Raw genomic sequence first — 25,936 nt, 5'->3', positions numbered from 1 at the left:
GCGTTCGATAGCCGCCGGACCCGTGATCGTCGTGATAACGATCGCGGTGCTGGTTGCGGCCGTGTTCGGATGGTTTCAGCTGCGGGATCGCATCTTCGATCAAGGGGTCGAAGCTGCCGACACCTGTGTGGAGGGATCGGCGGTGCTCACTGTCGCCGCCGATCCCGACATCTCCGGGCCTGTCGAACAACTGGCTGCTCGATTCAACGACACTGCACCGGTGGTGCGGGATCACTGTGTGACGGTGCAGGTTCGAGCGACGTCTTCGGACGCCGTGCGGACGGCGTTGAACGCCGGTATCGACAACTGGGACGTCGAAGCACTCGGTGCTCGGCCGGGCCTGTGGATACCTCAATCCTCGGGCGACGTCGAAGCCGTCACCGACAGGGGTGCCGTCGACGGCACCCCGCGGCCACTCGCGACGAGTCCGGTCGTACTCGCGGTGCCGTCTGCTGTGGCCGATGCTCTGACCACTGTGAGCTGGGCCGACCTGGTCCGACTGCAACGCGACCCACAGGCACTCGGTCTCGGCGAGTGGGGTGCGCTCCGTCTCGCCCTTCCGACCGGATCCGATTCCGGCGCAACCACACTCGCGGTCGCCGCGATCGCTGCCGGGGTACGCGGCGATCCGACCACTGCACTGACCCTCGAACAGGTCTCGTCGAGAGAACTGATCTCGGCAGTGTCGGAGCTGGCTCTCACCGACACCGGTGCCTCCGCGACGTCCGCGTCCACCACCTACGACGCGCTCGCGGCCCTCGAGAACGCGCCCGGCCCCGACGGCCCCGTCCACGCGGTTCCGGTCACCGAACAACAGCTGGCATCGACCGATTCCTCGACGTTGACCGCCGTCGAGCCTCAGGGCCCCGCTCCCGTTGCCGATCATCCCGCGGCCGTGCTCTCCGGTGATGAGACATCGACCCGGGCTGCGGCCGCGTTCGTCGATTTCGTCCGGCAGCCGGACGGTGCGCAGTTGCTCACGGATGCGGGCTTCGGCGTCGACGAGACAGTGAACGCGGAAGCGGTCACTGCTCCTTCCGGACCGGTCGCCGACGCACTGCTGACCGTGTTGCGAAATCCGGTCCTGCCGCGCCGCGCCACGGTACTGCTCGACGTATCCGAGTCGATGGGCACCGCCGAAGGCAGTGCAACTCGGCTGCAGAACACGGTTCGCGCCCTCGACGAGCAGTTCCAGCGAGTACCCGACTCCACCGAGCTGGGCCTGTGGAGCTTCAGCGAGGATCTGAACAACTCGCTGCCTTTCCGAGTGGATGTTCCGACCGGTCCGATGACGGCTGCGATCGGGCCGACTCCCAGACGCGCAGCACTCTCCACCACCGCGGCGGCGTTGACGCCGGCAACCGGGTCGTTCACCTATGCGTCGGTCCTGGTCGCGTATCTCGACGCCGTGGCCGGATACGTTCCCGGCCGCGTCAATTCCGTCGTGCTGATCACCGACGGCCCGGACGACTCGTCCTTGTCCGCGCAGGATTTGCTCACCGACCTGACCGCAGCGGCCGATCCGGCGCGTCCGGTCGCGGTGAACATCGTGCGGATCGGGGACAACTCCGATGCCTCCGCGTTCGACGACATCGCCGCCCAAACCGGCGGCACCGCGGAAGCAGTATCGACATCGGATTCGCCAGACCTCATCGATCGACTCGGAAAGTTGCTGTACTAGAACATGTCTCGTGTACTTTTTGTCGGCGTCTTCTTACTCCTCGTCACCCTGTTTCTGCACTGGCGATTCCTCTCCGTGACCAGGATGCCGACTCGTCCCAAACGGGCTGTCGATGCCGTGCTGGCGCTCCTGTGGCTGTGTGCGGTGATCGGCTTCGGCAGCGGCGTCGCATTCGATCCGTCCTGGGCACGGGGCCCCGCGTTCGTCGGCCTCAGCTGGCTCGCCGTCGTGCTGTACTTGTTCCTGGGAACGCTTCTGGTGGCCGTGGTATGCACCGTCACGAGAGTGGTTTTCGCTGCGAGGCATCGTGATTCGTCCGCTGCTCGACTGCGTGTGTCGAGGATCGGCTCGGCGGCGGTGGCACTGGTCAGCGTGGTCGCAGTGGGGTACGGACTCGTCGAGGCGGCAACTCCGCGTGCGACGAACACCGACGTCGCACTCGACCGGCTACCGACCGAATTCGACGGAGTCCGAGTGGCGTTGGTGTCGGATCTGCATGCCGGTCCCTCCCGCGGCGCGGACTTCGTTCAAGAGGTCGTCGATTCGATCAACGCCCAGAATCCAGATGTCGTGCTGCTCGACGGCGATCTCATCGACGGCACGGTTGCTCTGGTGGGAGCAGATCTCGAGCCGCTCCGCGACCTCGACGCCCCGCTCGGTGTGTTCGCCGTCAGCGGCAATCACGAGTTCTACGCGGGCGACGGCGGCGAATGGCTCGACTTCTGGTCGACGCTCGGAATCGACGTTCTGCGCAACGAACGCGCGACGATCACTCGTGGCGACGCTGCAATCGATATCGCCGGCATCAACGACGCCACCGCACCGGCCCCGTACGAACCCGATCTCGCCGCGGCATTGGACGGGATCGATCCCGATCGATTCGTACTACTGATGGCACACCAGCCGTTGCAGGCAGTGGAGGCATCGGACTTCGGAGTCGACATGCAGGTGTCCGGGCACACGCACGGGGGTCAGATCTGGCCGATCCGTTATCTGGTGCCGCTACAGCAGCCCAGTGTCGAAGGGCTGGACACGATCGGCAACACCACGCTGTACACCACCCGCGGCGCGGGTGCGTGGGGTCCACCGGTCCGCGTCGCCGCTCCGCCCGAGATCGCAATGCTCGAGCTCACCCGGGGCTGAAGCCTCCGACGCGAATACGACAGAGCCCGCCACGTCGACGTGGCGGGCTCTGTTCTCGGCTCAGGCGAACGCCTCGATCGGTGGGCACGAGCACACCAGATTGCGATCACCGTGGGCACCGTCGATGCGACGCACCGCGGGCCACACCTTGGGACGGTCGTAGCCCGCCGGGTAGGCAGCGAGTTCCCGTGAGTACGGGTGATCCCACTCGGCAACCAGACTCCGAGCGGTGTGCGGTGCACCTCGAAGTGGGTTGTCCTCGACCGTCCATTCGCCCGATCCGACGCGATCGATCTCTCCCCTGATGGCGATCATCGCATCGCAGAACGCGTCGATCTCCTCGAGATTCTCGCTCTCGGTCGGCTCGACCATCAGCGTTCCCGGCACCGGGAAGCTCATCGTGGGCGCGTGGAAGCCGTAGTCCGCCAACCTTTTCGCAACGTCGTCGACGGTGACTCCGGTGTCCTTGGTCAGGCCTCGCAGATCGAGGATGCACTCGTGGGCAACCATGCCGTTGTCGCCGGTGTACAGCACCGGGAAGTACTCGTCGAGGCGACGGGCGATGTAGTTGGCAGACGCGATCGCCGTCAACGTCGCCTGCCGCAGCCCCGTCGCACCCATCATCGCGATGTAGGCCCACGTGATCGTCAGGATCGAGGCACTGCCGTAGGGGGCACCGGACACCGTCGGTCCCGAACCGAGCTGCGGGGCCAGTGGGTGACCCGGCAGGTACGGCTGCAGGTGCGACCGCACACCGATGGGTCCGACCCCGGGCCCGCCGCCTCCGTGCGGGATGCAGAATGTCTTGTGCAGGTTCAGGTGGCTGACGTCGCCGCCGAATCGGCCGGGGCGTGCCAGCCCGACGAGAGCGTTGAGGTTGGCACCGTCGACGTACACCTGACCGCCCGCGTCGTGGACCGCTGCACAGATCTCGGAGATCTCGTGCTCGTACACGCCGTGGGTGGACGGATAGGTGATCATGATCGCGGCCAGGGTGTCGGAGTGCTCGGCGATCTTGGCGCGCAGGTCGTCGACATCGACGTCGCCGTTGGGCCGGCAGGCCACGACCACCACGCGCATGCCCACCATCACGGCCGAGGCTGCGTTGGTTCCGTGGGCGCTCGACGGGATCAGGCACACGGTGCGCTCGGCATCACCGTTGCCGAGGTGGTAGCGACGAATGGCGAGCAGACCCGCGTACTCGCCTTGGCTTCCCGCGTTGGGCTGCAGGCTGACCGCGTCGTAGCCGGTGATGTCCACGAGCCACCGTTCCAGGTCGGCGATCACCCGCAGCAGTCCGGGCACGTCCGAGGACGGGGCGAAGGGGTGCTGACGGGCGAATTGCGGCCAGGTGATGGACTCCATCTCCGCGGTCGCGTTCAGCTTCATCGTGCACGAGCCCAGCGGAATCATGCTGCGATCGAGCGCAATGTCCTTGTCGGACAACGCACGCAGATAGCGCAGCATGGCGGTCTCGGTGCGGTACCGGGTGAAGGCCGGGTGCGTGAGGTACTCCGAGGTGCGAGTCGTGTTCGCGGGCAACGACAGGGCCCCGGAACCGGCGGGTTCTGCACCGAACGCGGCGAGCGCGTTCGCGATGTGCTCGGGCGTCGTCGCCTCGTCGCACGCGACGGCCACGTGGTCGGCGTCGACCAGCCGCAGATTGATGCCACGCTGCTTGGCACCGTCGACGACGGCCTGAGCGCCACCCGGGATGGCAGCGAGGACGGTATCGAAGAATTCCGTGTGCACCACGTCGATACCCGCTGCCCGCAGACCTGCCGCCACGGTTCGAGCATGCGTATTCACCCGAGTTGCTATGGCCCGCAGTCCGTCTGCGCCGTGGTAGCTGGCGTACATCGCAGCGACGATGGCCAGCAGGACCTGAGCGGTACAGATGTTGGAAGTGGCCTTCTCGCGGCGGATGTGCTGCTCGCGGGTCTGCAGCGCCAGTCGGTAGGCGCTGTGACCGTCCGCATCGAGCGAGACCCCGACCAGACGGCCGGGTAGCTGACGGGAATGACCGGATCGCACTGCGAGGTAGCCGGCGTGCGGTCCGCCGTATCCCATCGGAACGCCGAATCGCTGGGTGGTTCCGAAGCAGACGTCCGCACCGATCTCACCGGGCGGAGTCACCACGGTGGCAGCGAGCAGGTCCACTCCCACTGCCACCAGCGCGCCGCGCTCGTGCGCGGCCTCGATGATCGCCGTGTGATCGACCAGACGGCCCGACGCTCCGGGCAGCTGCGCGAGGACACCGAAGAATTCTCCATCGGGGAGGCCGTCGGTCAGATCGGCGTAGACCAGTTCGATCCCCAACGGCTCGGCGCGAGTGGCCAATACGGCCACGGTCTGCGGGAAGATGTCGGAATCGACCAGTAGCCGAGGCGACTTCGATGCCCTGTTCGCGCGACGCATCAAGGTCATGGATTCGGCGGCCGCCGTCGACTCGTCGAGCATCGATGCATTCGCCACGTCCATGCCGGTGAGGTCGGCAACCATGGTCTGGAAGTTCAGCAGCGCTTCGAGTCGCCCCTGGCTGATTTCGGGCTGATACGGCGTGTACGCGGTGTACCAGGCCGGGTTCTCCAGAATGCCCCGGGTCAGCACCGGCGGGGTCAGCGTGTCGTAGTAGCCGAGGCCGATCATCGACGTCGCCACGGTGTTCTGCCCGGCGAGGTCGGCCAGTGCGGCAAGCACCTCGTGCTCGCTCAGCGCAGGCGGAAGCGTCGCCAAGCCGTCGGGAACGCCGTCGACCACGGTGTCGAGGATCGAGGACGGAACGGCCTTGCGGGCCAGCTCGTCGAGCGAGGCGACGCCGATCGTGTCGAGGATGCGAACCAACTCGGTCGGGTCCGGGCCGATGTGACGGTCCACGAAAGTGTGTGCGGGCGAAGCGGTTCGGTCGGTCACGATGTGCTCCCAGGTGCCGGAAAGACGAGGCGTCGGACGACCGAGGCATACGCTCCGGCCGCTCCTCCCCCTCTGTCGTGTGCCCGCTGACGCGTGCGCCTGAGAGATTCGGTCGGACACGGCGCGCCACTTCGGCGCGCCGGCACCTTTCCCCTTGGGCGGGTGGGTGCTCCCACCACTTTCCAGAGTTGTCGAAGCCCACACGGTCCGTGTGCCTGAGAGATTGACGGGGAGGTATTGCTCCTTCGGCGTCCGAGACTGGATGCCTCGGAACTCTCCCGCGCGGGCGCGACGGGGAAAGTCTAGCCGGTCTTGCGGCTCGCGCGATTCTTGCGTCGCGAGGCCAACTCGTCCTCGGGGCTCGGCTGGCTTTCACCGCCGTCGGCACGTTCGGCCGGGAAGTCGGCGATGGTGCCGGTGAGCTCGCGCATCGCGCCGTTCACGGCGATGCCGAACACGCCCTGCCCGCCTTGGAGCAGATCGACAACTTCTTCTGCCGAGGTGCACTCGTAGACAGTGGTGCCGTCGGAGAACAGCGTGATGTTGGCGAGATCGCCCACGCCACGCTGGCGCAGGTGATCGACTGCGACTCGGATGTTCTGCAGCGAGATACCGGTATCGAGCAGCCGCTTGACGATCTTGAGGACCAGCATGTCCTTGAACGAGTACAGCCGCTGGCTTCCCGAACCCGCTGCGCCGCGGATCGACGGGACGACGAGCCCGGTGCGGGCCCAGTAATCGAGCTGACGGTAGGTGATGCCGGCGATCTGGCAGGCACTCGGCACGCGGTAGCCCACGAGTTCGTCGGGCACGGAGTCGTCCGGGAACAATCCCGGCTGAATGTCCTGGGGCGCTTCGATTCGGGCGCTCGACGCCTGTTCGGGGGTGTCGACCCGAGCATCGGCACCGACGGGCGTGTCCTCGGTCCGGCCTGCGGCTTCGGAACCTCGACTGCCGTGATGCTGCTGCGGCTGATCTCCCACTGACTGCTCCCTCTCGGATGTCTCACTGCGTTCGGATCGAGTCAGTACTGCGATCCGTCCGAGACACTGGAAAATGTCTCGGTGTACTCGCGTGAAGTCATACCGTGTACCAGGCCAGAGTACGCCTCGACAGGTGTCGAAGAGGCGTGAACTGCACCGGATAGGTCCAGCGGCGGCGATGAACTTCACTGGCACGAACGTTATGGGGACGATCGTGCAGATTCAACGCAACGCGCCGTAAACCTGAACCTAAAGTTGAGGTTGAGACTCTTCTGTTACCCGTCGGTGGCTTTGAAGTCGTCCGGAGAGACCGATTCGAGGAACTCCTTGAACTTCTCGACCTCGTCCTCGCGCTCGTCGGGCATGATCAACCCGGCTTCGGCGAGCACAGGCTCCTCGGCGAAGATCGGCACCCCGGCCCGAAGAGCGATGGCAACGGAATCCGACGGCCGAGCCGAGACTCTGATGTCCTTGTCGAACACGAGATCGGCGTAGAAGGTGCCCTCCTGCAGATCGACGATGCGCACCTCCTTGAGCTGGTGCCCCAGTGCCGAGATCAGATTCTTGACGAGATCGTGGGTGAGTGGCCGAGCGGGTTGCACACCCTGCTGCTCCAAAGCAATTGCAGCAGCCTCGGTTTGACCGATCCAGATCGGGAGGTACCGGTCGCCGTCGGCCTCGCGCAACAGCAACACGGGCTGGTTCTGCGGCTGTTCGACACGAATACCGACCACACGCATCTCACTCATCGTGTCTGCCTCTCACCTCGAGAAATCCGGGCTGCACTGAAACTGGCTCAGCTCGTCGCTGCCGAGTCTATTGGAATTCGAAACGACGCGAGCGAGCGTCACCGATCGAGTGCACCGCGCACCGCCGCTTTGACCAGGCAGGTGTGCAAGGTCAAGGACAGTGCGGCCAACTCACGAATCATTTCTTCTGCACGATCGCGCGCACCGGCGTCTCGTCCCTTGGCAACGGGTCCGGCGATCTGCGCGACCAGGCCGGCTTCGCGGTCCGCCGCCAGCTTGAAGGCGCGGAGGTGGCGCACTTCGAGACCGAACTGCAACATCGCGTGCGCCGTTCGGGCGAGCGTCACGGCTCCGTCGTCGTAGAAACCGGCCTGCCCGGGGGTGATCAGACCGGCTCGCAGCAGCTCGGTGAGAAACGCATCGTCGATCCCCGCCTGAGCGAGTAGATCCGCTTTGGCGATACGAACCTCACGATCGGGCAGGAACTCCTCGGGAGACACCTCACCCGCGGCAACCGTGAGCGACCGCGGACGCTTGACCGACGCATCGGCCCGCTCCACGGTGGCGACCCCGTGGTCGATGGCTTCGAGTTGTTCCTTGATCACCTTGAGCGGCAGGTACTGATCGCGCTGCGCGGTCAGCACGAAACGCAGACGCTCGCAATCCGCGATGGAGAACCGCCGGTACCCCGACGGTGTGCGCTCCGGTGAGATCAGCCCCTCGGCTTCGAGGAATCTGATCTTCGAGATGGTGACATCAGGAAAGTCGGGCCGAAGTCGATCGAGGACGGAGCCAATCGACATCCCCCCGTTGGACTGCTGCCCGACGGCGGTCACTGGCTTCCTGCACCCGCAGACGCGTCGCCGACCTGAGATCCGTTGCCGCCCCGCGGTCCGGTGAGGAACACCAGGCGGAACTTGCCGATCTGGACCTCGTCGCCATTGGCCAGCACAGCGGAGTCGACCGGCTCGCGGTTGACGTACGTGCCGTTCAGGCTGCCGACGTCGACGACCTGGAAGTCGTCCTCGTCCTGCCGGAACTCTGCGTGCCGACGGCTGACGGTGACATCGTCGAGGAAGATGTCACTGTCGGGATGCCGACCGGCCGAGGTGGTCGGCTGGTCGAGCAGGAACCGCGATCCGGCGTTCGGTCCTCGCTTGACGACGAGCAGTGCGGCACCGACAGGCAACCCCTCGACACCCGATACCGGAGCTTCGGTGCTCTGGGCGGCCGCGGAGTTGTCCAGCTCCTGCAGGAAATCTGCACGGAAGACCGAGGTGGTCTCTGCCGGTGACTCCCCGTAGTTGCTGTCGTTGTCGTTCTGGCTCACCGTTACTCCTTCTCAGTCCGTTCACCCGGGGCAGAGAACGCCGCGGGTAACGCAGTACATGGTCTTCACATCAGGTGTTGCTTGGCGTTCGGTGTTGCGTAGCGTCGTACAGCTTGCTGGACCTTCGCCCCGACAGGGTATTCGCTCGGTGTCGACCGTACCCTGCGCAGCGGGGGCCGTGTGGCCTGTTGGCTGGTGTCGACAGCCGGCCGATCACTCGGCCGTGATGTCAGCATATCCGGCGGCATCGAGCATCTGCGCCAGTGCCGCGTCCAACTCCTCCGGTGTCGAAACCTCGAGGTCGATCAGCCAGCCTCCGGTGTAGGGTCCCGAGTTCACCTTCTCCGGTTCACCGTCCAGATCCTGGTTCACGGCAACCACTTTCGCGGTCAGAGGGCTGAACACGTCGGACACGCTCTTGGTGGATTCGACCTCGCCGAGAGACTCGCCCGCAGTGACGGTGTCGCCGATCGAGGGAAGCTGAACGAACACCACGTCGCCCAACTGCGCCTGCGCGAAATCGGTGATACCGATGCGCACCGTTGCAGGCCCCGTGCGCTGCACCCACTCGTGCTCGGGGGTGTAGTACAGATCAGCTGGTGTGTCGATGTCGCTCAACGCGGCATTCCCTTCGATCGTGGCCCGGGGCGAGCGGGCGGTCAGTTACCGGGCTGAGCGTATTGACGCGGGCGCGGGTCCCGCAAGGCGGACACCGTGACCTGGTCCGACTGCGCGATGTTCGACGTCGCACCGTTGCGAGTCACCGTGTCCACGACCCCGCCGGGAATGTTCAGGGCCGACGCGAGCGTCGGCGGGTCTCCGATTGCAGTGAAGGTATACGGAGCTCGCAGTTCTCGACCGTCGACCACCACCCGACCAGCGGAACCGGCGATCCACGAATCGACGCCGATGCGGACGGCATCTGCGCCGCCCTCGAGCTGGAGTGCTTCGGCACCGGCGGCGCGCAGTTCCTGCATGGCGTCCAGCAGCACCTCGGATCCCACACCCGAGCTCGGGTCCTCGATCACCAGCGTCACGCCTGGCCCCTGGGCTGCGACGGTGCCTACTTGAATCGACAACGCGGACAACCGTTCCTGGGCTTCCGCCACTGCGGCCTCCGATCCCGAACCGGACTCGCGCAGCGTTGCCAGAGTGGCCTGCAAGGTGCTGATCTCGTCCCGGATGGACGCCTCGCGACGGGTCAGGGTGTCCAGCACGACCAGTAGGTCCTCGGGCCTCGAGTTCTCCAGGCCATCGGTGGTGCTCGCCTCTCGTACCTGCGTGGCAAGGCCGATTCCCAGGACGCACAGCAGTGCGAGCGCGAGAACACCGAATGCCGCTCCGCGCCTTCGCCCCTCTGCATCGGGACGTCGCGCGCGCCATCCGTGCCTACCGCCGCCTGCCGTCATGATCTAGGCACCGAACAGACGTCTGCGCAGAGCGGCCGCGTTGCCGAAGATACGAATTCCGAGGACGACGACAATGGCCGTCGACAGCTGAGTTCCCACCCCGAGCTGGTCGCCGAGCCACACGATCAGGGCCGCGACCAGGACGTTGAAGACGAACGAGATCACGAACACCTTCGCGTCGAAGATTCCGTCGAGGAAAGCCCGAACACCGCCGAACACCGCGTCGATCGCCGCGACGACGGCGATCGGCAGGTAGGGCGCAACCACGGCCGGAACCTGAGGACCCGCGACCGTGCCGATGACGACCCCGACGATCAGTGCGGCAATTGCGGCGAGGGCGTAGACGCCGTGGGTGGGGGTGATCGGAGCGTCCGCCGACACCGGCACGTCGGACTCGGCCGGTAGGGCATTCGGTGGATCGTGCTCCGTCATCGTGGGCCTGCCTCCTCTGCCTGGAACGACTCTCTCACAGCGGCGGGACCGAACTCGAGATCGGTTGCCGGGCGCACCGTGAATCCGACGCCGTACAACTGCGCCACCGTGCTCATCCGCAGATAGGCGTCACTGACGACGAACTGGACCTGAATGCGCTGCGGCGGCCCGATCGCGTCGATCTCGTAAGGCGAGTCGATAGGACGATTGTCCAACAGCATTGCCCCGCCTGCCTGCCGGATGGTCACGTTCGGTCCGACGCGAATACCGTCCACCGACACCGCCTCGGCACCGCTCACCCACAACGAATTGACGATCGCTGCGATGTCTCGATCGAGCACGGCCGCGCCCGAACCCCGGCGAACCGACCGATCCGACGCGCCGTCCTCGGCCACCGGTTCGGTGACGACTACCGAGAGCCCGGGACCGGACACCGAATCGATGCCCGCGGCGGATTCGACAGCGCTCAACCGGTCCAGCAACGCACTGCCCGAGACATCGGACTGCAGGGCTCTGTCACGCTCCGAGGACACCTGCTCGGCCAGAGCCTGTTGCGTCGCTTCCAATTCGGCACTGCGATCCTGCGCGGCGCGGACAGCAGCCGACGCATCGGAACCTGCACGGTCCACGTCGGCGCCGGAAGCCAATTGCGAGAACGCGATACCGAAGATCACCCCGACCACGACGGCACCGCCCAACAACCAGAGCGCCGCAGGTACCCGCGGCTTGCGGGTGTGCTGCGCCGTACGTTCGGCGGCCGCTGCGCCGTATCCCGGGTCCAGATGGTCGGTCAACAAGGACGTCAGCAGCGACGGGACGGGATTCCTCCTGACCTGTTTTTCCGGTCGTTCCGCAGGCTCCACCGTCAGGTGCCGGCCGCAGTCGGCTCGACTGCCCTCGCGACAGCGATCGCTTTACCGAGGTACAGCAGACCGGTCCAGACGTACAGAGCCGTGCCCCAGATCAGCAACGCGTATCCGAGTGGTCCTGCAGCGTCGGCCACCGAATTGCTGCCGGCGGAGACCAGCAGGACCGGCAGCGCGATCATCACCACGAAGGTGGCGGCCTTACCGAGGTAGATGACGTCCGGAGGCGGGAGGGATCTGCGGCGATAGACGAACATCGTCAATCCGAGTACGGCATCGCGCCCGATGAGTATCGCTGCAACCCACCAGGGAATGATGCCGCGCACAACGAACGCCACCAGGGTGCTGACGACGTAGAGCCGATCGACCAGCGGATCGAGGATGGCACCCAGCTTCGATGCCTGGCCGAGCATGCGAGCCAGTTTGCCGTCGAGCCAATCGGTTCCACCGCTGACGAGCAGGATCACCAGCGCCCACCCGTCGGCCTGGGGGCCCAGCATGAGGTAGAGGAACAGAGGAACGCCCAACAGCCGGACTGCGCTGAGCAGGTTGGGGATGGTCGCGATGCGATCCGACACTTCGAGCTCTCGATCGTTCGTCATCGGCGATCACCTCCTTCTCGTCCTGCTCGTCGCGGTCTGCCCACCCTGGCCTGCGGCCACGTTAGCGCCATGCGAACACCGGCTGTTCGAAGTCCGCGACTCGGGTGTGTCGACCGTGCAGTGCCACTTCACGAAACTGGTGGACGATCGCGCCGGTCGGAGCGTGGATGGCCCCGGATCGGTAAGGCCATCGAATGACCGGACGCGTCGATTCGGGAATCGACACGAATTGGGCGTCGACGTCGAGTTCGTGGACCGTCACCTCGAACACTTCGGCCACCTCGTCCTCGCTGGGCTGCAACGAGGACGAGTAGTTGCCGACCCACACCACGAACGGCGTGATGACATACCCGGATCTAGTGACGTAGTCGTCCAACCTGCCGAGCACGTCGGTCTCATCGGCTCGAATCCCCAACTCCTCGGCCAATTCCCGCAGACAGGCCTGCATCCTGGATTCGCCCGGGTCCACACCGCCGCCGGGCAACGCGTACTGGCCCGGATGCGCGCGCAGCCGATCCGGCCTCCTCGTCAGAAGCATCCGCCTGTCCCCCGGCGGCCCACCGATCGCAACGGCGACGGCAGCGGCGCGCAATCCGTCGGCTTCGGCGGTGCGATGGGCGAAACGGGCGAGTTCGCGCGCGACGGAAGCCCGGTCGAGCAGGTCCTCTTTCGGCCTACCGGAATCGTCGACAGTCACAGCACGACCCTAGAGGCCCGGGGAGCTCAGTGAGTACCGGCAAGACGGGCGGCGGGGGGAAGCAGATCGTCCGGCGACGCCGGCCAACCGAGTGGCTCGTCGGCCAGAGCGGTCAGCTGCTCCACCTGCGTTCGGCACCAGGGTGATACGTCGATGGTGCCGTCCAGCACTCCCGCGGAGAACTCGGGCCACGACACCCATCGAGTCTCCTCCACCTCGGCCGGATCGGGATCGAGTGTCGCGTGCTCGTCGACTCTCACGCGGTACACGGGACATATCTCGTTCTCCACGATTCCGTTGTCCATGACGGCGCGGTACCGAAAGTGCGGCAGTACCAACTCGGCGGATTGCGCACGCAGGCCCAGTTCTTCACCGATTCGGCGCAGTACGGCGTCGTCGAGCTTCTCACCGGGAGCCGGGTGGCCACAGCACGTATTGGTCAGCACTCCTGGCCAGGTCGTCTTGCTCGACGCTCTGCGCGTGAGAAGAACAGCGCCGTCCGCTCTCACCACGTAGCTGGAAAACGCGAGGTGAAGGGGCGTGTCCTGCGTGTGGACGGTGGTCTTGTCATGCGTACCGACGGCACGGCCTTCGTCGTCCAGCAGCACCACGTGCTGCGCTCGGGATCGATCCATCGTTCCATGGTCCCACGGCCTCCGCGGCGGTCTACTGTCGAACCATGGGACGTGACGAGAACACCGACAACGAGAACCCGACAGAGACCGAAAAGACATCGGACACGCCGAAAGGCGGCCGACCAGGACCTGTGGACGGCGGCGGCGGAGGCGGGATGGCGACGCGGGAGAACGCCCCCGAGATCGCCGATGACTCTGCCTGAAATTCGCCACGCCACCGCTGTTTGAGAAACAGAGTTTGCGTCAATACCTCCGATGTTCTCGCGCTGCGCGGGCACACGAACCTCCACGACCGGAAGGACCTCGATGAGCATCAACGACGACGACATCACCACCACGGGCGGAGCCGCAGGCGAAGGACCCGCCGACGGCGGATCGAACCCCGGTGGCCATGACGGCGGAGCAGACGGCCCGGCCGGAGCCGGTGAAGGACCCGCCGACGGCGGATCCAACCCCGACGGTCACGACGGCGGAGCAGACGGCCCCGCCGGAGCGGGCGAGGGCCCGGCCGACGGCGGATCCAACCCCAACGGACACGACGGCGGTGCGGACGGTACCGCTTGAGCACTGACTCGAGCGGCGAGCGCGGATCGGATCATCGGTCCGCGCTCCGTCGTCTCACCGGTACCGACTTCGGGACGTTCGCAGACCAGCACTGGGGAATCGCACCCAAGCTCACCCGATCCGCCGAGCTGTCGGGATCGTTCGACGATCTGATGACACTCGACTCGGTGGACGAGCTGATAGCCGAACGCGGTGTACGTACCCCGTTTGTGCGCATGGCCAAGGACGGGCGTCTGCTGGACAGAACGCAGTTCACGGCGTCCGGCGGGTTCGGAGCCGAGGTGACCGATCAGGTGGATTCGGGCGCTGTGTTGGCGGCGTTCGCGGCCGGGAACACGCTGGTTCTGCAGGGCCTGCACCGGCTGTGGCCGCCGCTCATTCATTTCGTCGGCGATCTCGTCCGCGAGCTGGGCCATCCTGTGCAGGTCAACTCGTATGTGACACCGGCTGCGTCGCAGGGCTTTTCGCCGCACTACGACGTGCACGACGTGTTCGTCGTGCAGATCGCGGGCACCAAGCGGTGGAGCATTCACTCGCCGGTGCACGTGCATCCGCTCAACAACCAACCGTGGTCGGACCGACGGTCGGCCGTCGAAGCACACGCGCTCGGCACCCCCGAACTGGACATCGTCCTCGAACCCGGCGATGTGCTCTACCTACCGCGCGGGTGGATCCACTCGGCGCAGGCACTCGGCGACACCACCGTGCACCTGACCATCGGAGTGGCCTCGTACAACGACTACGACCTCGCCCACCACGTGCTGAAGTCGCTGGGCGACGTCGAGAGTCTGCGTGCTCCCCTCCCCGCCGGCCTCGACCACTCCGACCCGGAGTCCATCGTTCCGCATGTCCACCGAGTCGTGGACGCCATGCGCGCGGCGCTCGACGAGATCGGCCGAGACCCCGACGCAGTACGTCGACTGGCCGAACGCGTCGCAGATCGTCACGACGATCTCGTCCGACCGGAACCGGTGCGCCCACTGGCAAGCGTCGCCGCGATGGGAGCGTTGCGGGGCGAGGACTCGATCCGACTTCGGCCCGGTGTGTTCGCGCGCGTCGTGCGAGCGGCCGATGCCGTGTCCGTGATCGTGCGCGCCAAGACCGTGACGATGCCGCTCCAGTGCGCGGACGCTCTCGACCTGCTGACCCGGGGAGCACCGTGCCGCCTGGATGCACTGCCCGGACTCGACACCGACGACGCGTTGGTGGTCGCGCGCAGACTCATCCGCGAGGGGATTGCTGTCCCGGCAGTGCCGTGACAGCCGTCAGGTGATCGTGATCCCACCGTCGACGGCGATGGTCTGACCCGTCACGTATCCCCCGGCGTCCGAGGCGAGCCAGATCGCGGTTGCGGCCAGTTCTTCCGGATCGCCCTTGCGGCCGAGAATCATTCGAGGAGCCATCGAGTCGAGGTATCCGGGCTGGTACGAGTCCGTCATCTCGCTCTTGAAGAAACCTGGCGCAATGGCGTTGACCCTGATGCCTTTTCGCGCGCCCCACTGCTGCGCGAGATCGCGGGTGAGGCCGATGATGGCTGCCTTGCTGGCGCTGTAGGCCGCCTGCGGAAGGCCTGCGGTGGTCAGCCCCAGAATGCTCGAGATGTTCACGATCGAACTGCCGGGTGCCATCACCCGTCCACAGGCCTGCGCTGCCCAGTACGACCCGTTCAAGTTGATGTCGATCACCGAGCGGAACTGCTCGGGTGTCTCACGGGTTGCGGGGTAGGCCGTGCCTACCCCGGCGTTGTTGATCAGAACGTCGACCTTTCCGAACTCCGTCATCGCGGCCTCGACCATCGCGGTGCACTGATCGGGGTCGACCACGTCGGTGGCGACCGTGATCGACCGACCTCCGACGCTGTCGATCAACTCGGCGGTCTGCGCCAACTTGTCTACTCGTCGTGCGGCGAGCACCACATCCGCTCCTGCCTCGGCGGCTGCCTTGGCGAATGCCACGCCCAGTCCGGAGGATGCACCGGTGACGATGACGACGCGACCGTCCAGGCGAAATTTGTCCAAGATCGACATGTTCGATGAATCTCCTTGTTTTCGACTCAGAACCAAGCGGGTGACATATCGAGGGTGGTGCGGTCCAGCCTCGCCAACAGATCGAGCTGAACATCCACCTTCGGCAATTCGTAGACGTAGAAGTATCTTGCTGCAGAACGCTTTCCGTCGTAGAAGTCTCCGGATTTCGTGCCGACCGCCAGCAACTGCTCCAGCCACATCCAGGCGATGACCGTGTGCCCCATCGCCTCGAGGTAGGCCGTGGAGTTCGCCAGCGCCACAGCGGCGTCGCCGGTACCCCACACTGCCGCGGTCACCTCGACAATTTTGCCGAAGCGTGCGTGCAGTTCGGCGGCGTACCGAGCAGCGTCACCGCCCGCAGCGTGCGCCCGCTCGACTGTTTCTCCGATGTGTTCGGACAGCAGAGCCAATCCCGCGCCGCCCTGCATGATCACCTTGCGCCCGAGCAGGTCCAGACCTTGAATACCGTGTGTGCCCTCGTGAATGGGATTGAGGCGATTGTCGCGGTAGTGCTGCTCGACGTCGTAGTCGCGGGTGTATCCGTAGCCGCCGTGCACCTGAATGGCGAGACTGTTGGCTTCGAGGCACCACTGTGACGGCCAGCTCTTGGCGATGGGCGTCAGTACGTCGAGCAACAGTGTCGATCGCGCCGCTTCGGCATCGTCGGACGCCGAGTCCTGATGATCGACCAGACGCGAGCAGTAGAGTCCGAGCGCCAGCGCACCTTCGACGTAGGACTTCTGCGCCAACAACATTCGACGAACGTCGGCGTGTTCGATCAGCGCGACCGCAGGTGCGGCCGGATCCTTGGCACCGAGTGGTCGGCCCTGAGTGCGGGTCTTCGCGTACTCGACCGACTTCAAGTAGCCGACGTACCCGAGGGCGATCGCGAGGAATCCGACGCCGATCCGGGCTTCGTTCATCATGTGGAACATGTACGACAATCCGCGGTTCTCCTCTGCGACGAGGAAGCCGACTGCTCCGGGTTGCCCACCGGGAGAGTGGGTTCCGTCGCCGAACGCCAGCAGGGTGTTCGTGGTGCCGCGGTTGCCCATCTTGTGATTGAGGCCGGTCAACACGATGTCGTTGCGCTCGCCTGTACCTCCGTCGCCGTTCGGGAGGAATTTGGGGACGATGAACAGCGAGATTCCCTTGACACCGGGAGGGCCTCCCGGTGTCTTGGCGAGCACCAGGTGGACGATGTTCTCGGTGAGTTCGTGATCTCCACCCGAAATCCACATCTTGGTACCGGTGATGCGGAAGCTACCGTCGTCCTGCGGTACCGCCTTGGTCGTGATGTCCGCCAGTGACGATCCGGCCTGCGGCTCCGACAGACACATGGTTCCGAACCAGCGCCCGTCCAGCATGGGCCGGACATAATCACGCACCTGATCCGGCGTGCCGTACGTCGCGATCAGGTTGGCGTTGGCCATGGTCAGAAACGGGTACGAGGACGTCCCGGCGTTGGCGGCCTGGAAGAACGCCATCGCTGCCCGGGAGACGGTCGCGGGCAGTTGCATGCCGCCGATCGATTCGTCGAACTGCCCGGCGATCAGACCCGCCGACGCATAGACATCGAGCGCTTCCTTGACTTCCGGTATCAGCTCGACCGAACCGTCCGCATTCATCGTCGGCTCCTGCGCGTCCGCCTTCTTGTTGTGCGGCGCGAAGTGTTTGCGGGCGATGTCCGCACTGAGGTCGAGGACCGCGTCGAAGGTCTCCTTCGAGTGCTCCGCGAAGCGAGGTCGAGCAGTCAGTGCCGCCACGTCCAGCCATTCGTACAGCAGAAAATCCAGGTCGCGTCGCGAGAGGACGTCCGACATTCACTTCTCCGATCGAGAGGGGGCACCGCCGCCGCATGGGTCGTTCCGTAGAGGTTCCACTCCTGCGTGAGCGCTGTGACGCACGTGACTACTTTCCTCACCATACAAGTCATGTTTCGCCGGCCACGCCGAGCATCGCGACAGACCGTCCGGCCTGCGGGCTGTTGATCGATTGGACGTCCAAAGCCGCAGCAGGGCAGACATTTACGGCGAACCGGACTATGAGCAGCATCACGATTGAAAGAAGCTTCATCGGCATATGCTTACCTTTGATAACGATATTTGATCGAACAATCGACAGCGCCCGGCAGTTCCGGTGCGCATCGTCGGAGGGGAGTCGAGCATGACGCACACACTGGCCGTCGACAGCGAACGTGAGCGGGAGATCAGACAGCGTGACCGCTTCACCGAGCTCCACCGGTCCGATCGGGAGTTCCGAGCGGCAGAGCCGGACAGCGCAGTGGCCGACGCCGCCCAGGAGTTGTCGCCGAACCTGGCCCGCGTGGTCGCCGAGATCATAACGCGTTACTCCGATCGGCCTGCCCTCGGCCGCCGAGCTCGAGAGATCGCACGAATCGATGACAAGAACACTCTTCGCCTGCTCCCCCGCTTCGACACTGTCACCTACGGCCAGGCGTGGAGCGACGCCGGTGCACTCGCCTCGGCGCTGACCCACGACGCAATCGGTATCGCTTCGGGAGACTTCTTCGCAACGCTGGGATTCGCGAGTGCCGACTATGTCGTAGCGGAACTGGCCACTATCCGACTCGGCGCGATTGCCGTTCCGTTGCAGGCCGGAGCCACCGCGGGCCAGCTCTCGGCCATCGCCGACGAGGTCGAACCTGTCGTCCTCGCAGCCGATGTCGACAACCTGTCCGTCGCGGTCCAGGTCGCCACGCAGTGCAGGTCCATTCGGCGAATCGTCGTCCTCGACCACGACGGGGCGATCGACGCACATGCACGGATCATGGAGTCCGCGCGCAGCGATGCCGACCGGGTGGGAGTCTCCGTTCGGCCGCTCACCGAGTTGGTCGGCGACGGCGCGCAACTCCCGGAGGTTCCGCTTCCGGACGACGAGGATCCCGACCGACTCGCGACGCTGATCTACACCTCCGGCAGCACCGGAACCCCCAAGGGGGCGATGCACACCGAACGAATCGTGTGCGGAGCATGGACCGGTGCCTGGCATCACACCGGAGCATCCTCCGAAGCCAGCGACCGGCCGGCCTTCCCGGTCATCACCCTCGACTACCTTCCGATGAGCCATCTGGCCGGCCGCGGCCTGGTCTTTTCGACGCTGGCGGCCGGCGGCACCGTCCACTTCGCAGGAGCAAGCGACCTGTCGACCCTGTTCGAGGATTTCGCGCTCGCTCGGCCCACGATGGCCCTGCTGATCCCGCGGGTGTGCGAGATGATTCGGCACAACGTCCTCGCCGAGATCGACCGAGAGGTCGAACGCTCTGCCGGTGGCGATGCCGACAGCACGCGTCGAGAGGTACTCGAACGCAACAGGATCGAACAATTCGGTGGACGTATCCTGGCAGCGATGGTCGGCACCGCACCGATCGCTCCCGAGGTCAAGGACTTCGTCTCGGAACTGCTCGATATTCGGGTGCGCGACAACTACGGCTCCACCGAGGCCGGAATGGTGTTGCACGACGGCGTCGTTCAACGCCCACCGGTGATCGAATACAAGCTCGACGATGTGCCCGAACTCGGTTACTTCTCCACCGACACACCGCATCCGCGCGGTGAGCTCCTGCTCAAGACGGCGTCCATCATTCCCGGTTACTACAAGCGACCGGACGTCACGGCCGACGTCTTCGACTCCGAAGGCTTCTATCGCACCGGTGACGTCGTCGCCGAGCTCGAGCCGGACCGACTCGCCTACGTCGACCGACGCAAGAACGTGCTGAAGCTGGCCCAGGGTGAGTTCGTGGCCCTCGCCCGCCTCGAAGCGCTGTTCGGTACCAGTGAGCTGGTCGACCAGATATTCCTCTACGGCAACAGTCAACGGGCGTATCTCCTGGCAGTCGTCGTTCCGGCTCGACCGGACACAACCGCGGGTTCGGTCATCGAATCGCTGCAAGAAATCGCTCGCCAGGAATCGCTGAACTCGTACGAAATTCCGCGTGACGTGACCGTCGAGCACCAGCCGTTCACACAGGAGAACGGGCTCTTGTCCGGTGCAGGCAAACAACTGCGACCCAAGTTGGTCGAGCGCTACGGAGACGAACTCGAGCGTCGTTACGCAGAACTCGAATCCGGTCAGAACGAGCGCCTGCGTGAGCTCAGGCGCAGTGGTGCCGATGCCCCTGTCCTGACCACGGTCGGCGATGCCGCACAGGCTCTGCTGGGATGCGCCGGGTCCGATGTTCGCCCCGATGCTCACTTCAGCGACTTGGGCGGAGATTCTTTGTCGGCGTTGACGTTCTCGACGCTCCTCCGTGAGATCTACGATGTCGATGTTCCGGTCGGTGTGATCACCGGGCCCGCCATGGACCTGGCAGCACTGGCCGAGTACATCTCCTCCGCCCGCGACAACGATTCCGACACGGCCACATTCGCATCGATCCACGGTCGCGGCGCAACCGTCGCCGAGGCGTCCGACCTGAGGCTGTCGGCATTCCTCGACGACGCCCTCCTCGACGCCGCGCACCACCTTCCGGGCCCGCGAGAACAGACCAGCACGGTCCTGCTGACCGGTGCCAACGGATACCTCGGTCGCTTCCTGTGCCTGGAATGGCTCGAGCGCATGGCCGAGATCGGAGGAAAGGTGGTCTGCCTGGTGCGCGGACGCTCCGATTCCGACGCGCGAGCCCGACTCGACGCAGCCTTCGACAGTGGAGACGCCGAGCTGTCGGAGCGGTATCGAACCTTGGCCGACGCTGCACTCGAGGTCGTGGCGGGCGATCTGGGCACGCCCCGGTTCGGACTGGGTGACGAGGACTTCCGGACGCTGTCCGAGCGGGTCGATCGCATCGTCCATCCCGCCGCGCTGGTCAACCACGCCCTGCCCTACGAGCACCTGTTCGGCCCCAACGTCGTCGGCACGGCCGAGGTGATCCGGCTGGCGCTCACTGACCACGTCAAGCCGGTGACCTACCTGTCGACGGTGGCCGTCGCAGCGGGCGTCGAGGATTTCCGAGAGAACGGCGACATTCGCGCGGACAGCCCGTCGCGGGCTGTCGACGATTCCTACGCCAACGGGTACGGCAACTCCAAGTGGGCCGGTGAAGTGCTGTTGCGCAACGCATTCGACGAGTTCGGCCTACCGGTGTCGGTCTTTCGCTCGGACATGATTCTTGCGCACAGCACGTGGACGGGGCAGCTCAACGTGCCGGATGTGTTCACGCGTCTGATCTTGTCGGTCGTCGAAACCGGTCTGGCTCCGCACACGTTCTACGCCACCGACACCGGGGCACCGACCGACGAGAAGGGACGACCGCTGGCCCACTACGACGGACTGCCTGCCGATTTCAGTGCGTCGGCCATCACGTCGATCGCGGGTGGGGATACCTCGGGCTACCGAACCTTCGACATCCTCAACCCACACGACGACGACATCTCGCTGGACACGTTCGTCGATTGGATCCGTGCCGCAGGTCGCGACATCGAGATAGTCGACAACTACGACGAGTGGTTCGAGCGTTTCAACGCAGCAGTCGAGGCTCTTCCGGAGAAGCAGCGTTCGCACTCGCTGCTCCCCCTGATCGATTCGTACGCACACCCGCAACACCCGTCGTCCGGGGCGATGCTGCCCGCCGACGAGTTCGCCTCGGCCGTCGGGGATATTCCGCACCTCGGGCGCGAGTTGATCGAGAAGTATCTCTCCGATCTCGTGGCGCTCGAGCTCGTGAGCACGCGGTAGAGCACTTCCCGATGCGGGCCACGCGGCCCGCATCGGGAAGTCCTACTCCCCCACCGGTTGTGGTTCGCTCGTCGGATTCGTGGCAGGAACGAGCCGGGAGTACGCCAGACACACGAGTCCGAAGAACAGATAGCCAAGGGCAACTTGGGGATTGGCAGCCCAACCCACTTCGTGTGAATGGATCAGGCCGACCCACGACAGTGCCGCGGCCACTCCACCCGCTGCTGCGGCGGCGAGAAACCGTTTGTCGAGAACGAACGTGACGATGGTGCCCAACATCAGTCCGGCGAGTACCGCTCCCGACCCGAACGTCTTCAGCCCGTCGTACACGACACCCGCCTGACCCAATGCCTCGCTTCCCACTTCCGTCGCAGATGTGCCTGCCGCGCTGAGTGCGTTGTCGATCAGACCCACCGCCCACTCTGCGAGATTGGGGAGCAGTGCCACCACCACCGCGATAGCGTGCAGCTTCGGCACCGACTGGAATGCCTGGGCACCGATCAGCAGTCCGATGTACAGCAGAATCGGGACGATCGCGGGAATCGGCAGCAACGTTGCCAGCAATCCGAACAATCCGAGAAAACACATCAACCCGATCGCGACGCCCGACGCGACCGAGTAGCCGGTCCGGCCACCTGCGTCCTTCCAGCCTGGATGGCCGATGTAGACCGCGGGCGGGAACGGCGATCCGAACGCCGAGCCGACGATCGCACCGAAGCCGTCGGCGAGCAGCACACTGCGCAGGTTGTAGTTGTCTCCCGCTGCGGATGCGCTTTCGACGTTGCTCATCGCCTCCGTGAAGTTGTAGACACCCAACGGAATTGCGGTCGCGAGCAGCGGTGCCAGGTTGCCGAGACCGTCGAGGAGCAGGTCGAGGCGTAGGTCGGGAAGGCCGAGCGCGATATTGCCTGCTGCCTCTGTCACGTCCGGCACCGACATGTATCCGCCGATCCAGCCGATCGCTGTACCCACCAGGAGCGCGGCGAGCCCGACCGGAATGTTGCCGGGCAGCTTCACGTCTGTGAAGAAGCCGATCAGAATGATGGCCAGAACGGGCAATCCGATCCACGCTGCCTCCCACATCTGAGCGGCCGGGCGCATCGCGATGAACGTGATCGAGATACCGGCGAGAGTGCCGAGCATTGCCGCACGCGGGGTGATCCTGCGAATGTAGGGCCCGACGAACGCTCCGATCATGACGATGATGCCGATCATGAAGGCCCAGGCGAGCCCCGCCGCCCACGCCTGAAGCGCGTCGCCCGACGCCAGGTAGACCGGGAGCATGACCACGAACACGACGATGAACATGTGCGGAACGCTCGGACCGTACGGTAGCGCGGTCACGTCGGTTCGATTCTCGCGCTTGGCAAGTCGACGAGCGAGAACCATGTAGTACAGGTTCCCCAGGATCAGGGCGATCCCGAGAGCAGGCAGCAGCGTCCCGAGGACGTCACTGCCTGGAATTCCGACCACCGCGATGCTCAATGTCGTCAGAGTGAGCACATTGACGAGAATGTTGAAACCGAGTCCGAAGAATGCGTTGGTGTCGCCCTTCGTCCACCACGACAGGGTGAACGAGGACGGGGAGCCTGCAGCGGGTGTGTCTTTGACATCCATGGTCATGTTCTCGGTCCTATCGACTCGCAGTGGAGGGGACGAACGCAACCAACGCGGCCACGACGTCCTCCGACGACGCGGTCCAACCGAAAATCCCGCCTTGAGCCGAAATCATCTCGAGGCCCACTCGCTGGAACTCAGGAAAGTACGAACCGACACAGTCCGTCACCACGAGGCACTCGTATCCTCGATCGTTGGCCTCCCGAACCGTGGTGTGCACGCACACCTCGGTGGTCACACCGGTGACGAGCAGAGTCGTGATCCCGGCGCTCGTGAGAACCTCGGAGAGCTCGGTGGCGTAGAACGCCCCTTTGCCGGGCTTGTCGATGACAGTCTCGCCCTCGAGCGGTGCCAGCTCGTCGACGATGTCGTGACCGTACTCACCGCGAACGAGGATGCGGCCGAACGCTCCTCGATCACCGATGCGCTGCGAGGGCGTCCCGCGGCGCAACTTCGCAGGCGGGCAGTCCGACAGGTCCGGGAGGTGCCCCTCCCTGGTGTGGATCACCGGTATCCCGGCTTCTCTTGAGACAGCGATGAGACCTGCGAGTGGTTCGATCACGGTCCGGAGCAGACCGACATCGTTGCCGAGGCTCTCACCGAACCCCCCGGGCAGCAGAAAGTCCCTCTGCATGTCGATGACGATCAGTGCCGTCGTTGCGGCATCGATGGTGAACTCGGATGGTGACGCCGACGGTATCGACGTTACCGGTGTGGGTGCTGAGGTCATGAGATCTCCTGTGCTGCAATGGAATTTTCGTGAGCAGAACTGATCGCCCGGGAATATGCCCGCCAGCCACCGAACTCGCTGATGTCGTCGACGGTGTGCCTGTCCGCGCCGGTCTGCACAGTGGCGTCGCAGACGTAGCCGAGAACGTCGGAACCGTCGGCCAGCAGTACCCGTCCCAGAGCGAGTACCGCCGGCATTCTGCCCGCGAGTACCGCAAGAGAAGTGGCGGGCAGACGCCACCTCTCCACGTCGATTGCGCTGCCGCCGAATGGAACTCGCAGCAGTCCGGGTGTCGGATCGGCGGTTCCGATCCGAAGCAGGGTGTACGTCGCCGCGGTGGACGTGGCTTCGACCAGGGAGCCACCCAGCTCGAGCAGCTGCGGGTTGGCCCGCTCCCCCGACAGGTGGTGCCCGGCAACGACGATGTCGATGGTCTCGACTGTCGACCCTTCGGCCGCGGGAGGCGGTGAGTCGGCGCGCCCTTCCCCGAGCAACCGGGCCGCAACCGCGAGAATCGTATCGTCGGACAGCGCGGGCCCGATCACCATGAGACTGACCGGTCGACCGTCCTCGGTGAGCCCTACGGGAACCGCTACGGCCGTCAGGTCGAGAAGGTTCCCGAAGTGGGTGTAGTGACCGAGCTTCGTATTGCACGCGATGGGGTCTGCCAGCACCTCCGGCACGGTGAAGGTGGTGCCGATGGTCGGCACGATCATCACGTCCATCGACGTCCAGAGCTGCGCGACCCGGGCGCGGAGGTCTTGCAGCGTCTGCAGTGCACGGAAGGCATCGACGGCGCTGTACCGGCGCCCTCCCAGGAATATCTCGCGTACGACCGGAACGATGGAATCGGGTCGTTCGCTGAGGAATTCGTCGAACTCGACCAGCCGCTCGGCGACCCACGGCCCCTGGTACAACAGCGATCCGGCATCGAGAAACGGAGTGAGATCGACTGCTGTGGTCGGTAATCCACGCTCCGGAAGCGACCGGCGCGCGACCGAATGCGCATCGAACATGGCTGCGTCGCCGAAGAAGTCCAGCTGCTGCAGGTCCGGTAGTCCGACGGTGATCTCTCGCCCGTCGTACCGCCCTCCGCGCGGACGTGACCAACCGTCACCCGGATCCTCGGTGCACATGACGTCGAACACGAGGTCGAGATCCTCGATCGTGGTCGCCATCAGGGTGATGCAGTCCAGTGACTTGCACGCGGGGACGAGTCCGACGGTGCTGATCAGGCCGCGTGACGGCTTGTATCCGACGATGCCGTTGAGCGCGGCAGGCACTCGACCCGATCCTGCGGTGTCGGTGGCCACACAGAACGGCACCTGCCCGAGGGCAACTGCCAGTGCCGAACCGGAACTGGAGCCACCCGAGATCATGTCGCTGCCGTAGACGCTCCGCGGAATCGGGTGCGGCGTTCGGGTTCCGTTCAGTCCGGTCGCGAACTGGTCGAGGCTGGTCTTGCCGACGAAGATGGCTCCCGCGTTCACAAGCGCCTGGACGGCAGGCGCTGTCGAATCCGGTGTGTAGGCGTAGTCGGGACAGGCGAGGGTGGTCGGGTATCCGGCCACGTCGATGCTGTCCTTGACTCCGAAGGGAATTCCGTACAGGGGTAGCGACACCGCGTCGGGTCGCGCTTCGAGAGCCGCGGCGGCCGCGAGCAATTCCGCACGGCCCACAACGGTGATCCACGTACCGTCGTCGCCGCGTGCAGCCACGGCGGTCGAGAACGCCTCCACTGTTGCAGTGGGAGTCGACGCGCCGGTTCGGTACGCCGCGAGCATCTCGGTAACGGTCGGGCCGAGCGCCGGTCCAGGGTCTGAATTCATACCGTCGATTGTCGACAGTTTTCTGTTACTGCAGG

24 protein-coding genes and 1 riboswitch are annotated in these 25,936 nt (G+C 65.2%); of the genes, 6 read left to right on the top strand and 18 right to left on the bottom strand.

Annotated features, from left to right (window positions below):
- The first annotated feature begins 22 nt into the window (after window positions 1–22).
- Both CH295_RS21615 and CH295_RS21610 read left to right on the top strand, forming a co-directional pair.
- Window positions 23–1,681: a substrate-binding and VWA domain-containing protein gene (locus tag CH295_RS21615; protein ID WP_252342136.1), complete on the top strand. Its 1,659-nt coding sequence runs from the start codon at window positions 23–25 to the stop codon at window positions 1,679–1,681.
- Window positions 1,682–1,684: 3 nt separating this feature from the next.
- Entirely contained in the window at window positions 1,685–2,824 is a 1,140-nt protein-coding gene (locus CH295_RS21610; protein WP_094634443.1) for a metallophosphoesterase, read from the top strand.
- A 60-nt stretch (window positions 2,825–2,884) separates the two neighbouring features.
- Here the strand turns inward: CH295_RS21610 and gcvP are convergent, their stop codons facing one another.
- From gcvP to idi, 12 genes are all read right to left on the bottom strand, one after another.
- On the bottom strand, window positions 2,885–5,737 hold the full coding sequence (gene gcvP, locus CH295_RS21605) for an aminomethyl-transferring glycine dehydrogenase (RefSeq protein ID WP_037189248.1): 2,853 nt from the start codon (window positions 5,735–5,737) through the stop codon (window positions 2,885–2,887).
- Window positions 5,738–5,930: 193 nt separating this feature from the next.
- Window positions 5,931–6,028: riboswitch (glycine riboswitch) on the bottom strand.
- An 11-nt stretch (window positions 6,029–6,039) separates the two neighbouring features.
- Window positions 6,040–6,597: a MerR family transcriptional regulator gene (locus tag CH295_RS21600; RefSeq protein WP_052047548.1), complete on the bottom strand. Its 558-nt coding sequence runs from the start codon at window positions 6,595–6,597 to the stop codon at window positions 6,040–6,042.
- 398 nt (window positions 6,598–6,995) lie between these two features.
- Window positions 6,996–7,469: a bifunctional nuclease family protein gene (locus CH295_RS21595; protein WP_037189246.1), complete on the bottom strand. Its 474-nt coding sequence runs from the start codon at window positions 7,467–7,469 to the stop codon at window positions 6,996–6,998.
- Between the two features lie 98 nt (window positions 7,470–7,567).
- A complete protein-coding gene (gene ftsR, locus CH295_RS21590) occupies window positions 7,568–8,305 on the bottom strand; it encodes a transcriptional regulator FtsR (RefSeq protein WP_037189245.1) in 738 nt (245 codons plus the stop codon).
- A complete protein-coding gene (odhI, locus tag CH295_RS21585; RefSeq protein WP_032377955.1) occupies window positions 8,302–8,799 on the bottom strand; it encodes an oxoglutarate dehydrogenase inhibitor Odhl in 498 nt (165 codons plus the stop codon). Before odhI ends, ftsR begins: the two co-directional genes overlap by 4 nt.
- A 213-nt stretch (window positions 8,800–9,012) precedes the next feature.
- Window positions 9,013–9,417, bottom strand: coding sequence for a glycine cleavage system protein GcvH (gcvH, locus tag CH295_RS21580; RefSeq protein ID WP_037189244.1), 405 nt, complete (start codon window positions 9,415–9,417; stop codon window positions 9,013–9,015).
- Window positions 9,418–9,458: 41 nt separating this feature from the next.
- Entirely contained in the window at window positions 9,459–10,208 is a 750-nt protein-coding gene (locus CH295_RS21575) for a DUF881 domain-containing protein (RefSeq protein ID WP_037189243.1), read from the bottom strand.
- Window positions 10,209–10,211: 3 nt separating this feature from the next.
- Entirely contained in the window at window positions 10,212–10,640 is a 429-nt protein-coding gene (locus tag CH295_RS21570; RefSeq protein ID WP_252342135.1) for a small basic family protein, read from the bottom strand.
- Window positions 10,637–11,434: a DUF881 domain-containing protein gene (locus tag CH295_RS21565; RefSeq protein ID WP_230596205.1), complete on the bottom strand. Its 798-nt coding sequence runs from the start codon at window positions 11,432–11,434 to the stop codon at window positions 10,637–10,639. Before CH295_RS21565 ends, CH295_RS21570 begins: the two co-directional genes overlap by 4 nt.
- A 71-nt stretch (window positions 11,435–11,505) precedes the next feature.
- The gene (locus CH295_RS21560; RefSeq protein ID WP_094741909.1) at window positions 11,506–12,108 is read right to left on the bottom strand and encodes a CDP-alcohol phosphatidyltransferase family protein; all 603 of its coding nucleotides are present in this window, start codon (window positions 12,106–12,108) and stop codon (window positions 11,506–11,508) included.
- A 61-nt stretch (window positions 12,109–12,169) separates the two neighbouring features.
- Window positions 12,170–12,805, bottom strand: coding sequence for an NUDIX hydrolase (locus CH295_RS21555; protein ID WP_094741908.1), 636 nt, complete (start codon window positions 12,803–12,805; stop codon window positions 12,170–12,172).
- Between the two features lie 26 nt (window positions 12,806–12,831).
- Complete coding sequence (idi, locus tag CH295_RS21550) at window positions 12,832–13,440, bottom strand: isopentenyl-diphosphate Delta-isomerase (protein ID WP_094634448.1); 609 nt, start codon at window positions 13,438–13,440, stop codon at window positions 12,832–12,834.
- A 44-nt stretch (window positions 13,441–13,484) separates the two neighbouring features.
- Here idi and CH295_RS27910 point away from each other — a divergent pair, with 44 nt between their 5' ends.
- From CH295_RS27910 to CH295_RS21540, 3 genes are all read left to right on the top strand, one after another.
- Entirely contained in the window at window positions 13,485–13,643 is a 159-nt protein-coding gene (locus CH295_RS27910; RefSeq protein ID WP_170946016.1) for a hypothetical protein, read from the top strand.
- A gap of 103 nt (window positions 13,644–13,746) precedes the next feature.
- Window positions 13,747–14,004 carry a hypothetical protein gene (locus CH295_RS21545; protein ID WP_032398144.1) on the top strand — a complete coding sequence of 86 codons (258 nt, stop codon included), beginning with the start codon at window positions 13,747–13,749 and terminating at the stop codon, window positions 14,002–14,004.
- On the top strand, window positions 14,001–15,263 hold the full coding sequence (locus CH295_RS21540) for a cupin domain-containing protein (RefSeq protein WP_094741907.1): 1,263 nt from the start codon (window positions 14,001–14,003) through the stop codon (window positions 15,261–15,263). Before CH295_RS21545 ends, CH295_RS21540 begins: the two co-directional genes overlap by 4 nt.
- 6 nt (window positions 15,264–15,269) lie before the next feature.
- On the opposite strand, the gene CH295_RS21535 is transcribed toward CH295_RS21540, so the two are convergent.
- From CH295_RS21535 to CH295_RS27905, 3 genes are all read right to left on the bottom strand, one after another.
- Window positions 15,270–16,031 (bottom strand): SDR family NAD(P)-dependent oxidoreductase, encoded by a 762-nt coding sequence (locus CH295_RS21535; RefSeq protein WP_094741906.1) that lies wholly within the window; start codon window positions 16,029–16,031, stop codon window positions 15,270–15,272.
- A 26-nt stretch (window positions 16,032–16,057) separates the two neighbouring features.
- A complete protein-coding gene (locus CH295_RS21530) occupies window positions 16,058–17,854 on the bottom strand; it encodes an acyl-CoA dehydrogenase (protein WP_094741905.1) in 1,797 nt (598 codons plus the stop codon).
- 109 nt (window positions 17,855–17,963) lie between these two features.
- A complete protein-coding gene (locus tag CH295_RS27905; RefSeq protein WP_170946015.1) occupies window positions 17,964–18,113 on the bottom strand; it encodes a hypothetical protein in 150 nt (49 codons plus the stop codon).
- Between the two features lie 84 nt (window positions 18,114–18,197).
- On the opposite strand from CH295_RS27905, the gene car reads away from it, so the two are divergent.
- A complete protein-coding gene (car, locus tag CH295_RS21525; RefSeq protein WP_094742165.1) occupies window positions 18,198–21,725 on the top strand; it encodes a carboxylic acid reductase in 3,528 nt (1,175 codons plus the stop codon).
- 42 nt (window positions 21,726–21,767) lie between these two features.
- On the opposite strand, the gene CH295_RS21520 is transcribed toward car, so the two are convergent.
- Genes CH295_RS21520 through atzF form a run of 3 tightly spaced genes read right to left on the bottom strand, consistent with a single transcriptional unit; the run spans window position 21,768 to window position 25,901 of the window.
- Window positions 21,768–23,348, bottom strand: coding sequence for a regulator (locus CH295_RS21520; protein ID WP_094741904.1), 1,581 nt, complete (start codon window positions 23,346–23,348; stop codon window positions 21,768–21,770).
- 10 nt (window positions 23,349–23,358) lie between these two features.
- Window positions 23,359–24,072 (bottom strand): cysteine hydrolase family protein, encoded by a 714-nt coding sequence (locus CH295_RS21515; RefSeq protein WP_094741903.1) that lies wholly within the window; start codon window positions 24,070–24,072, stop codon window positions 23,359–23,361.
- Window positions 24,069–25,901, bottom strand: coding sequence for an allophanate hydrolase (gene atzF / locus CH295_RS21510; protein WP_094741902.1), 1,833 nt, complete (start codon window positions 25,899–25,901; stop codon window positions 24,069–24,071). Before atzF ends, CH295_RS21515 begins: the two co-directional genes overlap by 4 nt.
- Window positions 25,902–25,936: the final 35 nt, after the last annotated feature.

This window comes from Rhodococcus sp. 14-2483-1-2, from assembly GCF_002259405.1.
Lineage (GTDB): Bacteria > Actinomycetota > Actinomycetes > Mycobacteriales > Mycobacteriaceae > Rhodococcoides.
This window is presented reverse-complemented; position numbering and strand designations above follow the sequence as displayed.

Bases quoted from the DNA above. Each gene is read 5' to 3' on its own strand.
- CH295_RS21610 (WP_094634443.1), top strand. From the start codon at position 1,685: ATGTCTCGTGTACTTTTTGTCGGCGTCTTCTTACTCCTCGTCACCCTG.
- CH295_RS21595 (WP_037189246.1), bottom strand. From the start codon at position 7,469: ATGAGTGAGATGCGTGTGGTCGGTATTCGTGTCGAACAGCCGCAGAAC.
- CH295_RS21575 (WP_037189243.1), bottom strand. From the start codon at position 10,208: ATGACGGCAGGCGGCGGTAGGCACGGATGGCGCGCGCGACGTCCCGAT.
- CH295_RS21570 (WP_252342135.1), bottom strand. From the start codon at position 10,640: ATGACGGAGCACGATCCACCGAATGCCCTACCGGCCGAGTCCGACGTG.
- CH295_RS21560 (WP_094741909.1), bottom strand. From the start codon at position 12,108: ATGACGAACGATCGAGAGCTCGAAGTGTCGGATCGCATCGCGACCATC.
- idi (WP_094634448.1), bottom strand. From the start codon at position 13,440: ATGGATCGATCCCGAGCGCAGCACGTGGTGCTGCTGGACGACGAAGGC.
- CH295_RS27910 (WP_170946016.1), top strand. From the start codon at position 13,485: ATGGGACGTGACGAGAACACCGACAACGAGAACCCGACAGAGACCGAA.
- CH295_RS21545 (WP_032398144.1), top strand. From the start codon at position 13,747: ATGAGCATCAACGACGACGACATCACCACCACGGGCGGAGCCGCAGGC.
- CH295_RS21535 (WP_094741906.1), bottom strand. From the start codon at position 16,031: ATGTCGATCTTGGACAAATTTCGCCTGGACGGTCGCGTCGTCATCGTC.
- CH295_RS21530 (WP_094741905.1), bottom strand. From the start codon at position 17,854: ATGTCGGACGTCCTCTCGCGACGCGACCTGGATTTTCTGCTGTACGAA.
- CH295_RS27905 (WP_170946015.1), bottom strand. From the start codon at position 18,113: ATGCCGATGAAGCTTCTTTCAATCGTGATGCTGCTCATAGTCCGGTTC.
- car (WP_094742165.1), top strand. From the start codon at position 18,198: ATGACGCACACACTGGCCGTCGACAGCGAACGTGAGCGGGAGATCAGA.
- CH295_RS21520 (WP_094741904.1), bottom strand. From the start codon at position 23,348: ATGACCATGGATGTCAAAGACACACCCGCTGCAGGCTCCCCGTCCTCG.
- CH295_RS21515 (WP_094741903.1), bottom strand. From the start codon at position 24,072: ATGACCTCAGCACCCACACCGGTAACGTCGATACCGTCGGCGTCACCA.
- atzF (WP_094741902.1), bottom strand. From the start codon at position 25,901: ATGAATTCAGACCCTGGACCGGCGCTCGGCCCGACCGTTACCGAGATG.